Source organism: Peptoniphilus indolicus, assembly GCF_900454665.1.
In the GTDB taxonomy this organism is placed as follows: Bacteria; Bacillota; Clostridia; order Tissierellales; family Peptoniphilaceae; genus Peptoniphilus; species Peptoniphilus indolicus.
This window is the reverse complement of sequence record NZ_UGTH01000001.1, coordinates 1,783,447-1,795,116: the sequence shown is the minus strand read 5'-3', so window position 1 is coordinate 1,795,116 and position 11,670 is coordinate 1,783,447. Positions and strand designations below refer to the sequence as shown.

Sequence of the window (11,670 nt, the reverse complement as noted above, 5' to 3'; positions counted from 1 at the left end):
CTTTGTGTTTTTATACTTTGGGTATATTAAAATCATAAAGGAGTTGCTTATGAAAGAAGTTTTTAAAAATATATATACGTTTGAAGTTACTTTGCCTAAAAGCCCTTTAAAGGCTATAAATTCTTATGTCATCAAGGGAGTAGACAGAAATTTATTGGTTGACACTGGATATAACAAACCTGAATCAAAGACCGATTTATTAGACGGCCTTAGCGAGCTTGGACTTGAGATAAAAGATGTGGACTTGGTTATCACTCATCTACACGCCGACCACAGTGGACTTGTAAATTTATTCAGTGATTCCAATTGCAAAATATATGCAAGTAAAGTTGATGGAAAATTTATAAATTCAATGAGTAATGACACTTATTGGAATATGATGGATGGTTTTAAACATCTATATGGTGTCGATGAAGATGAAATGACCATAGCTGACAACCCAGGTTATAATTTTAAACTCGACCATCCTGTTGAATTTATTGAACTCAAATTTGGAGACACTTTAAAAATTGATGATTATGAATTTGAAGTTTTGAATTTGAAAGGTCATACCCCCGGGCACATAGGACTTTATGATAAAAATCACAAAATATTATTTGGTGCCGATACCGTTCTAGACCCGATAACACCAAATATAACTTTTTGGGGTTTTGAATATCCTGATATTCTTGGAACTTATTTTAAAACTCTCTCTAAGTTGAATAAAATGGATTTAAAATATATCTTTTCTTCTCATAGAAGAATAATAGACAACCATAAAGAACGAATCGAAGAATTATTTATCCATCACAAAAACAGATTGCAAGAGATTTTAGATGTAATGGATAATGAAAAAGAATACACTATTAAAGACCTTTCTTCTATGATTACTTGGAAGATAAGGGCTGATAATTGGAATGAGTTTCCAAAGCCACAAAAGTGGTTTGCAACCGGAGAAACCATGTCACACGCTGAGCACTTATTATACACAGGTAATTTGAGTATGGAAAACAAAAATGGAATTTTATACTTTAAAAAATTAAAAAATACTATTGAAAATATATTTCCGAAAAACTAATATTTAAACATATTGAGAAACCCCTTAATTCTTTTGTGAACAAGGGGATTTTTTATCCAATTATTAAATTTTCCAAGACCTCATTTGGTGGAACTATTGGATATACATCAAAGTCTTTGTCTATATTACATTGAACAAATAACGGTTCATTTGTGTCGGCTTCTTTTAAGATTCTCTGTAACTCATTTAAATTTTCCACTTCATAGCTTTTTATACTAAATGACTCGCACAATTTTAGATAGTCTATGTTAAATGATATATCCGTTTCTGAATATCTTTCGTTAGAAAAAAGTTTTTGCCACTGTCTAACCATACCCAGTGAATGATTATTAAACAACAAAATTACAATCGGTAGATTATAATCTCTTACTGTTGCCAACTCATTTAAATTCATTCTAAAACTTCCATCTCCTGTCACAAGGACTACTCTCTTGTTTGGATTTCCAACTGCTGAGCCTATTGCTGCTCCAAGTCCAAAGCCCATAGTTCCAAGTCCGCCTGATGTTACAAAGTTTCTACCTTGTTTGAATTTCCAGTGTTGTGCTGTCCACATCTGATGTTGTCCTACATCTGTTGTCACTATTGTACCATTTTTATCTTCCAAAACTTCATTGGCAACTCTTAGAATATTTTGAGGGTGGAATAAATTTTCATCTAATTTATCTGTGTTCTTATATGAATTTATTTCATCTCTCCACTCGCTATGTTCCATTGGCTCCATAGTTTCAACTAATTTTTTCAAAACTTCTCTACTATATCCCAAGACTTTCAAATACGGTGTGATGTTTTTTCCAAGTTCACTCTTGTCTATTTCTATGTGAACTATCTTTGCATTCGCAGCAAAGGCACTGCAAACTCCCGTACCTCTGTCGCTAAATCTCGTGCCTATTGCAATAACTAAATCAGCTTTTGAAATTGCAAAGTTTGCCTCTCTAAATCCATGCATTCCCATAAGTCCAAGTGACAATTCTTCATTTCTATCTATGCTTCCCAATCCCATTAATGTATTTAAAACTGGAATGTCCATTTTTTTTGCAAACTCAACTAATTCATTGATTGAGTCTTGAGTTTTTATCCCTCCGCCGGCATATATCACCGGCCTTTTTGACTCTCTTATAAGTTCTACAAGTTCATCTACATCAGTTTCTTCAGTTTTTTCAACAAATTCTTCTGCGATTTCTTCTTTTAGATTTTGAAATGGTTCAAAGTCTATTTCTTCTACAAATAGGTTTTTAGGTATGTCTATTAACACAGGTCCTTTTCTACCGCTTTGCGCAATTTTAAATGCTTCTTTTATGGTAGGCACTATGTCTTTAGTATCTCTCAATAGATAGCTGTGTTTTGTAACTGAAAGTGTCATTCCAGTTATGTCTATCTCTTGGAAAGAATCTTTTCCAAGCATTGAAGTTGGAACTTGACCTGTTATTATTACCATTGGAGTTGAATCCATATATGCTGTAGCTATTCCCGTTATTGCATTTGTCGCCCCAGGACCTGATGTAGTTATACATACTCCCGTTTTGCCGGTACTTCTTGCATATCCATCAGCTGCGTGCACAAGTCCTTGTTCGTGAGAAGTTCTAATGTGTAAAAAATCTTTTTTATAATCGTATAAAGCGTCATACAGAGGGATTACTGCTCCTCCGGGATAACCAAACAAGGTATCTACTCCCTCTTTTTTTAAACACTCTAAAACTAATTCAGCTCCGTTCATAACCTACTCCTAACTGCAAATTGCTCCCTTATCTGCTGAAGATACCAACTTGACATACTTAGATAAATATCCATCAACTTGTTTTTTCAATGGCTCAAAGTTTTCTCTTCTCTTTGTGTATTCAACTTCGTCCATCACTACATCAAGTGTTGATTTTTCTAAATCAATTTTTATTGTATCTCCATCTTCAATTAAACCCATCATTCCACCTTCGTATGCTTCCGGTGAAATGTGTCCTATACAAAATCCTCTTGTGCCCCCTGAAAATCTTCCGTCTGTCAAAAGGCATACATCTTTATCTAAATTCATTCCTGAAAGCGCGGCAGTAGGCGTTAGCATTTCTCTCATACCCGGCCCACCTTTTGGACCTTCGTATCTTATAACAACAACATCTCCTGCAACTATCTTTCCTGAAAGGATTGCACTCACTGCTTCATCTTCTGAGTTATATACTTTAGCACTTCCCTCAAAAACTTTTACGCTCGCATCAACTGCCGATTTTTTTATAACGGCCCCGTCTGGAGCTAAATTTCCTCTTAAAACTTTTATTCCACCTTCATTTGAATATGGGTTTGTGAAATCCCTAATCACTTCACTATTTTTCTTTTCGACTAATGTGCTTCTCATATCTGTTCCGTACACTGTCTTTGTGTCTAAATTTATTAAATCCATCTTGCTGAGTTCGTTCATTACAGCTTTTACACCGCCTGAAAGGTGCAAATCTTCCATATAGTGATTTCCAGCCGGACTTAGTTTACACAAATTTGGTGTCTTTGAGCTGATTTCATTTATTAAATCTAAATTTATATCAACTCCTGCTTCGTGTGCTATTGCTGTTAAATGCAATACTGTATTCGTTGAACAACCAAGCGCCATATCCACTGTCAAGGCATTGTGGAACGCTTTTTTTGTCATTATATCTCTTGGTTTTAAATCTTTTTTAAGTAGTTCCATAATCTTCATTCCGGCGTATTTTGCAAGTCTTTTTCTATCTGCATAAACTGCCGGTATTGAAGCATTTCCATTGAGTGCCATTCCAAGAGCCTCTGTCATACAGTTCATTGAATTTGCAGTGAACATTCCTGAACACGAGCCACAAGTTGGACAAGCTGACTCTTCCAAACATTTTAAATCATCACAATTCATTTTATTGTTAGCAACTTTCCCAACAGCTTCAAAAACTGTAGTTATATCGGCATTTTCTCCATTGAATTTACCTGCCAACATTGGACCTCCACTTATAATTATTGATGGAATATTAACTCTTGCGGCCGCCATCAACATGGCTGGAACAACTTTATCACAACTTGGTATCAATACAAGAGCATCAAGTGAATGAGCTCTTGCCATTATTTCTATACTGTCGCAAATAACTTCTCTGCTCACAAGAGAATACTTCATTCCTTCGTGATTCATAGATATCCCATCGCAAACAGCTATTGCCGGAAATTCAAGTGGGGTGCCACCTTCTGCTAGTACACCTCTTTTGACAGCTTCAGATATTTCTCTTAGTCCAACGTGTCCCGGAACAATTTCATTAAATGAATTCACTATTCCGACAAATGGCTTTGAAATTTCTTCATCAGTAAGACCCGTTGCTTTTAATAATGCTCTGTGAGGGGCTTTGGTAAGTCCTGACTTAGCTAATTCACTTTTCATTTTCAATCCCCTTAATTCTTTAAAAAGCTCATCATGCTTCTTAGATTTTTACCAACTTCTGTAACTTCACTATTCTTTGCATCTTCTCTATACTTATTGAAGTTCACTCTGCCATTTTCATTTTCTGCAATCCATTCTTTTGCAAATTTTCCACTTTGTATATCACTTAAAACTTCTTTCATTGAGTTTTTTACGTGATCATCTATAATTCTTCCACCAGAAACATAATCTCCATATTCAGCTGTGTCACTTATGCTGTATCTCATCCCTTCAAATCCGCCGGCATAGAGTAAATCTACGACCAATTTCATTTCATGAAGACATTCAAAATATGCTACTTCCTTTTGATATCCAGCTGCAACAAGAATTTCAAAACCAGCTTTCATCAAAGCATTAACCCCACCACACAAGACCGCTTGTTCTCCAAATAAATCTGTTTCAGTTTCCTCTTTAAAACTTGTTTCAAGCACACCTGCTCTTGTCGCTCCAATTCCTTTTGCATATTGTAAAACTAAACTCTCAGCATCCCCTGTGTAATTATTTTCAACTGCGAACACAGCCGGAACACCGCTGTTATCAACAAACACTCTTCTAACTAAATGCCCCGGTCCTTTAGGCGCTACCATAATAACATTGACATTCGTAGGAGGTTTTATTTGTCCAAAGTGAATATTGAATCCATGTGCAAACACCAAAGTTTGACCTTCTCTCAAATTAGGTTCAATTTCATTTTCATATACCTTTTTTTGTTTTTCATCAGGGATTAGCATAACCAAAACATCAGCTTGCTTAGTTGCGTCTGCAACGCTAAGTACATCAAAGCCATCTGCCTTTGCAACTTCAGCAGACTTGCTTCCTTCATATAGTGCTATTACAACATCACAGCCACTATCTCTTAAATTTTGAGCATGAGCATGACCTTGGCTACCATAACCAACCACTGCCACTTTCTTGCTCTTTAACGAATCTAAATTTACATCCTTATCATAATACATCTTTGCCATTTTATTCCTCCTACTAAAAATTTATCCTACTACAACTCTTACATTTCCAACATCACATAACTTTTGCATATGATTTAGCACAGATTGAGAAGAAGTTTCCTGTTCATTCAAAACTATCACCATCTCATTACAATCAGTCGACATACTTAGTGATTTAAGCTTTAACTCTCTTCGTCTGAGTGTCATTGCGATTCTCAAAAAAGAATCCATACCTTGTAATAAATTTGCATAAACTTTTGTTTCCATAACTTTCTCCTCCTAAATCCTAAAATAAAAAAATCTTCCGTCTTTCCACATTTGTGAAGAGACGAAAGATATATAAACTATTTTCCGCGGTACCACTCTTCTTCATCTTTAAAATGATGCTCTCAATTCAACAATGAATATCTCTATAACGGGAGATCCCGACAATACTTACTCCTCTTTCAGTATCATTACTCAATGGCGATTTTCAATAAAACTTGTATTGTGTCTCGCACCAACCGACACATCTCTTTAAGACTCATTTTATTTACTCTTCCATATCAGTAAATATCAAATTATAAATTAAGGACATAAAAAAATCTTCCGTCCTTTCACATTTGTGAAGAGACGAAAGATATATAAACTATTTTCCGCGGTACCACTCTTCTTCATCTTTAAAATGATGCTCTCAATTCAACAATGAATATCTCTATAACGGGAGATCCCGACAATACTTACTCCTCTTTCAGTATCATTACTCAATGGCGATTTTCAATAAAACTTGTATTGTGTCTCGCACCAACCGACACATCTCTTTAAAACTCACTTTATCTACTCTTCCATATCAGTATTTTTTAACTTTTACTTATTATAAATGATGAAAAATATTTTTGCAACAGTTTTTAAATTAAATTTCCATTTTTATCTTTTACCGTTTGTATAAGCTCAATTTTATTTGAAGAATCTTTATCTCCTATGACCCTATATAGCTTAGGAATAACGTGTATATATCCATGCTCATCTTCCACTTCAAAATTAACTAGCACTCTATCATTCTTTAAAAATTTGTACTTTCTACTCTTTATATCTCCCCTCATATAGTTTGTTCCCTTATCAGTTGGTATAATTGAGTGCCTATATTTTTCTCTATCATTTACTAACAATACAAAATCAATTTTTTTCGGTATTTTTCTCCATTCACCTTGAAAAGTAGTATATATTCCACCATCAAAGTCCATTTCAAAAACATCACCTTTATCTTTTTCTTCAAAAAAACTATATTCCCATGGAACATTAATATAACATTCACCTAAAACAGTATTTAAAACACTTGCTTCATAATTCAGATTTTCTACCTCTTTAACAGACTCATTGTAAATACTAAGTAAACCTAATTTTAAATTGCTATTTATTGGTAAAACATCCCTATATATATAACTTCCATTTTCTAATTCAGTATTTTTTTCAATACCATTTACATTAATCAAAACTTTTGAATTATTAAAACTCCTTTTTAAAGTCAAACTAACTGTGCACTCTACTGTATTATTCTCTATGTTCAAATTATTGAATGAAATATCTTTTTTCATTAAAATTGATTTATTTCCTTCTTTTAATTGATGCAACTGCGATTGTATTTCGCTTAATCTAAGATTATTATTTACTATTTGGTCGTTCAATGAAATTATTTCATTCTTTAAATTTAAATATCCTCTATATAATAAAAAAACAATCAAAGCTATAAAGAAAATTTTAACTTTTTTGCTCATAACTCCTCCACCAATTACAATATATATTATATTTTCTCTATATTTATTATACTAACGCAATACAAATAAAAATACAAACCTTATTCAGTTAAATTAGTTCATTTAAAACTTTGTTTAAGTCAACAAAAAAGGAGAAGAAATTTAATTCTCCCCCTCTATATCTTACTTAAAAGTTACTTCAAAATTGTACATAATAGAATCATCAATGATGTTTTTTGGAGTAGCTTTAACATAAAAACTCTTGCTGGAATATGTTTTTGGCATTTTTGCCAATATCTTTTCCCCTAGCTTTATATCCATCTGTTCGCCTAATATTGCTCCATAATTATCTAAAAAATAGATTGTTGCTTCTTTGTTAAATTCCGAGCTTTTTACCTCTATGTCTCTAATCAATTTAAACTCTGCTTTTGCAATAGGGTTAGGACATGCTACCCCCAATAGTTGACTTGATTCAACAACATATTCTCGATTTATAAAATTCCATCCAACAATCAATGTTCCAAGTAATGCAACGGCAATACTAATCAAAATTAATTTTGATTTTCTCTTTATAATACTCATCTAACAACACTCTCCTTATAGATATTACTTTAAACCATCAATGTTTTACGTTACCCAATTACTAAATTATATATACATTATATCACCGCAAAAAAAAAAAAAAAAAAAATACTTTTTTAAAATTTCCAACAAAAAACCTACTATTCTAAATCACTCTTAAAACAGTAGGTTTGAAATCTTATTCAGTTATTGTTTTTTCTGCAATTTCTTTTTGTAAGTCAGCTATGAAATCTTCAACTTCAACGTCTTTGATTTCTTCTCCGTTTCTCTTTCTTACAGAAAGTTTTCCACTTTGAATTTCTTGTTCTCCAACTACAAGCATATAGTTAATTTTCTTAACTTGTGCTTCACGTATCTTGTAGCCTACCTTTTCTGCTCTTCCATCCAATTTAACTCTTAATCCGGCTGCTCTTAACTTATCAGCAACTTTGTTTGCACCTTCTGCAAATTTGTCTGATACAGGTATTACTGCAACTTGTACTGGAGCTAGCCATAGTGGGAATTTACCTGCAAAGTGTTCAATTAAAATTCCAAGGAATCTTTCTATTGAACCGAATAATGCTCTGTGTAGCATTACAGGTCTTGCCTTTTCTCCATTTTCATTTATATAAGTTAAGTCAAAGTTAATAGGCATTTGGAAATCAAGTTGGATTGTACCACATTGCCATGTTCTTCCAATTGCATCTTCAAGGTGGAAGTCAATCTTAGGACCGTAGAATGCACCGTCTCCTTCGTTTATAGTATATTCCATTCCTCTATCTTTCAAAGCTGCTTCAAGAGCTGCTTCTGCTTTGTTCCAAGACTCTATATCACCCATAAAGTCATCAGGTCTTGTTGAAAGCTCTACTGTGTATTTAAATCCAAAAGTTCCATATAATTTATCTGCTAAATCAATTAACTTAAAGACTTCTTCTTCGATTTGAGATGGCAGACAGTATACATGGGCATCATCTTGAGTAAATGTTCTTACTCTGAATAGTCCGTGTAGCGCTCCTGAAAGTTCATGTCTGTGTACTTGACCGTACTCTGCAAGTCTGATTGGAAGTTCTCTGTAAGAGTGTGGACTTGATGCATAAACTATTGTAGAACCTGGACAGTTCATAGGTTTTACTGCATAATCGCCACCATCTATTTTAGTAAAGTACATATTTTCTTTGTAGTGATCCCAATGTCCGCTCTTGTGCCACAATTCTTCATTTAGAATTATTGGAGTCAAAATTTCTCCATATCCATTTTGTAGAAGTTCATCTCTCCACCAGTTCAAAAGTATATTTCTAACTAACATTCCATTTGGGTGGAAAAATGGGAATCCTGGACCTTCTTCGTGCATTGTGAAAAGTTCAAGCTCTTTTCCAAGCTTTCTGTGATCTCTCTTTTCAGCTTCTTCCATTCTCTCAATGTATTCATCAAGTTGTTTTTTCTTTTCAAATGAAATACCATAAATTCTTTGAAGCATCTTATTGTTCTCGTCGCCTCTCCAGTATGCACCGGCAATTGAATTTAATTTTATAGCCTTGATATTCTTTACTGTATCAAGGTGTGGTCCTTTACATAGGTCGTAGAAATCTCCTATTTTGTAAAGAGTTATATTTTCATCTTCTAAGCCTTCAATTAATTCAAGTTTGTAATCTTGTCCAGCTTTTTCGAACATTTCAATTGCTTCTGCTCTTGGCAATGACAATTTTTCAACTTCGTAAGCTTCTTTTACAATCTTCTTCATTTCAGCTTCTATTTTTTCTAAATCTTCAGGTACAAATCTATGCTCAACATCTATATCATAGTAGAATCCATTGTCTATTGCAGGTCCTATTGCAAATTTTGAATCCGGATACAATCTTTGTATTGCATAAGCCATAACGTGAGAAGTTGTGTGCCAGAAAATTTGTTTTCCCTCTTTATCTTCAAATTTTACAACTTTAAAATCACAATCTTCATTTACAACTTCAAGTTTTCCTCTAACTTCGCCATTTACAACTGCACCAACTGCTGCTCTTTCAAGTCCTTCTGAAATATCAAGAATTAATTCTTTTACAGTTTTTTCTGAATCATATTTTCTTTCTGAACCATCTGGTAATCTTACTATCATTTTCTCCTCCAATATATTCCACAATATCTTAGTGGATACAGCGAAACCTAAACAATAAAAAAAGCCCAACATCCCAAAAGGACGTTAGACCGTGGTTCCACCTTAATTGCTCCTCAAAAGTCTTATCGCGACCTACACGCTTCGCATTACCGAAGTACTCAGGGTTAGTTTTCATATCGTTACTCAAAGCCTTTCACCAACCGGCTCCTCTCTAAAGAGATAGTTATACTACTCGTCCCTTCAACGTTGTAAGATATGATAGCACAACTTGGGAAAATAATCAATAATTTTATTTTCCTTAATTAAATTTATCTTTCATTAGTGATAAGTGTAAAATAAAAGCAAAATTTTTTAAAAATTTTTTAGGAGGAAAATTTATGAAAATTATCGCACATAACATGTTTAAGTGTAAAATTGTTGAAATTCAAAAGGGAGCAGTTAACGGAATCGTTAAAATCGACCTTGGAAATGATGTAGTAATCACTTCATCTATTACAAATACTGCTATTGAAGAACTTGGCCTTGAAGTTGGAAAAGAAGCAAGTGCGATTGTAAAAACAAGCAACGTAATGGTTGGTGTTGAATAATAAATTTATGGTGATGTTGCAGAATAGATGATTCTACTCTGCAACATCACCTAAATATTTTTACTTAACAATCAAAAACTTTATTCTTGAGCTGTTATAACTGCGCTTGCCAAAACTTCGGATGCTGTTTTTATTCCACTATCTGCTGCATGATAATATGAATGGTGTAGTGCTTGATTTTCTGCGCCAACTATTCCACTTCCAAACCAATACATAAATGACGGAACGTTTTGCATTATAATTGCAAAGTCTTCACTAGCCATTGTCGGTTTTATATCAATTATATCTTCTCTTCCAACTATTTTCCCAGCAGCTTTAACGGCTAAATTATACATTTCTCCTGAATTGAACGTTAGAGGGATATCTTCATAGTATGTAATTTTATAATCACATTCATAGGCGGAACAAGTGTCTTTTACAATTCTCTCCATTCTCTCTTTGGCTCTTGTCATAGCTTCACTACTCAACGAACGAATTGTAGCTGTCATTATTGTATTATCTACAACTAAATTTTCTTTACTCCCGCCGTTTACATAATTTATAGAAAATACAACTTGTTCAAAAGGGTCTATATTTCTACTCAAAACAGTTTGTAAAGACATTATCACAGCTGAGGTACAAACTATTGGGTCAATATTTAAATGAGGCATTGAACCGTGTCCTCCTCTTCCAATAATTTCTATTTCAAAATTTGTCTTTGCTGACATAAGTGCTCCATTTTTGCAAATTACTTTTCCTGCCGGTACTAAAGGCCAATTGTGTAGACCGAAGAACATATCCGGTTTTGTAATTTCTAAAAGTCCTGCTTCTAACATTTCTTTTGCACCAGTGGTAGTCTCTTCAGCTTTTTGGAAAAGTAAAATAGTATTTCCTTGCATTTTACTTCTCAATTTACTTAAAATGATTGCCGCTCCAAGTAGCGAAGCAGTATGAAAATCATGACCACAAGCATGCATTACTCCATCAACTTTTGACTTATACTCCCAATTATACTTTTCTGTTTGGCTGATTGCATCTATATCACATCTAATCCCTATGGTCTTCCCCTCTTTAGCTCCTTTTATTTTAGCAACCACTCCCGTTTCAACGTCAAGTGGAATTATCTCAACTCCATCAATTGTACTCAAAAATTCTTTTATATTTTTTGTAGTGTTGAACTCCATATTAGAAAGTTCTGGATATTCGTGCATATAGTGTCTAAATTCTAAAATTTTGTTTTCTTCTTCTCTTGTAAGTTCTATATTCATTTCTTCCTCTATAAAAAAGAGC

Annotated in this window: 10 protein-coding genes and 2 other annotated features; of the genes, 2 read left to right on the top strand and 8 right to left on the bottom strand. The window is 33.7% G+C overall.

Features of this window, described 5'->3' with window-relative positions:
• The first annotated feature begins 49 nt into the window (after window positions 1-49).
• Window positions 50-1,057: an MBL fold metallo-hydrolase gene (locus tag DYE58_RS08595; protein WP_004821427.1), complete on the top strand. Its 1,008-nt coding sequence runs from the start codon at window positions 50-52 to the stop codon at window positions 1,055-1,057.
• Between the two features lie 52 nt (window positions 1,058-1,109).
• Here DYE58_RS08595 and ilvB read toward each other — a convergent pair whose 3' ends face one another.
• From ilvB to thrS, 7 genes are all read right to left on the bottom strand, one after another.
• Window positions 1,110-2,771 carry a biosynthetic-type acetolactate synthase large subunit gene (ilvB, locus tag DYE58_RS08590; RefSeq protein WP_004821425.1) on the bottom strand — a complete coding sequence of 554 codons (1,662 nt, stop codon included), beginning with the start codon at window positions 2,769-2,771 and terminating at the stop codon, window positions 1,110-1,112.
• A 9-nt stretch (window positions 2,772-2,780) separates the two neighbouring features.
• On the bottom strand, window positions 2,781-4,430 hold the full coding sequence (ilvD, locus tag DYE58_RS08585) for a dihydroxy-acid dehydratase (protein ID WP_004821423.1): 1,650 nt from the start codon (window positions 4,428-4,430) through the stop codon (window positions 2,781-2,783).
• 11 nt (window positions 4,431-4,441) lie between these two features.
• On the bottom strand, window positions 4,442-5,434 hold the full coding sequence (ilvC, locus tag DYE58_RS08580) for a ketol-acid reductoisomerase (protein ID WP_004821421.1): 993 nt from the start codon (window positions 5,432-5,434) through the stop codon (window positions 4,442-4,444).
• A 21-nt stretch (window positions 5,435-5,455) separates the two neighbouring features.
• On the bottom strand, window positions 5,456-5,680 hold the full coding sequence (locus DYE58_RS08575) for an ACT domain-containing protein (RefSeq protein WP_004821420.1): 225 nt from the start codon (window positions 5,678-5,680) through the stop codon (window positions 5,456-5,458).
• Between the two features lie 54 nt (window positions 5,681-5,734).
• Window positions 5,735-5,969 (bottom strand) — a binding site (T-box leader).
• Between the two features lie 49 nt (window positions 5,970-6,018).
• Window positions 6,019-6,255 (bottom strand) — a binding site (T-box leader).
• A gap of 45 nt (window positions 6,256-6,300) precedes the next feature.
• Window positions 6,301-7,167 carry a hypothetical protein gene (locus DYE58_RS08570; RefSeq protein ID WP_115312208.1) on the bottom strand — a complete coding sequence of 289 codons (867 nt, stop codon included), beginning with the start codon at window positions 7,165-7,167 and terminating at the stop codon, window positions 6,301-6,303.
• A gap of 162 nt (window positions 7,168-7,329) precedes the next feature.
• Entirely contained in the window at window positions 7,330-7,728 is a 399-nt protein-coding gene (locus tag DYE58_RS08565) for a hypothetical protein (RefSeq protein ID WP_004821412.1), read from the bottom strand.
• Window positions 7,729-7,906: 178 nt separating this feature from the next.
• Window positions 7,907-9,814, bottom strand: a complete 1,908-nt coding sequence (gene thrS, locus DYE58_RS08560) for a threonine--tRNA ligase (protein ID WP_040552373.1) — start codon at window positions 9,812-9,814, stop codon at window positions 7,907-7,909.
• 377 nt (window positions 9,815-10,191) lie between these two features.
• Between thrS and DYE58_RS08555 the strand changes: the two genes are divergently transcribed.
• The gene (locus DYE58_RS08555; RefSeq protein WP_004821407.1) at window positions 10,192-10,401 is read left to right on the top strand and encodes a TOBE domain-containing protein; all 210 of its coding nucleotides are present in this window, start codon (window positions 10,192-10,194) and stop codon (window positions 10,399-10,401) included.
• Window positions 10,402-10,481: 80 nt separating this feature from the next.
• Here the strand turns inward: DYE58_RS08555 and DYE58_RS08550 are convergent, their stop codons facing one another.
• Window positions 10,482-11,648, bottom strand: coding sequence for a M20 metallopeptidase family protein (locus tag DYE58_RS08550; protein WP_004821405.1), 1,167 nt, complete (start codon window positions 11,646-11,648; stop codon window positions 10,482-10,484).
• Between the last annotated feature and the right edge of the window lie 22 nt (window positions 11,649-11,670).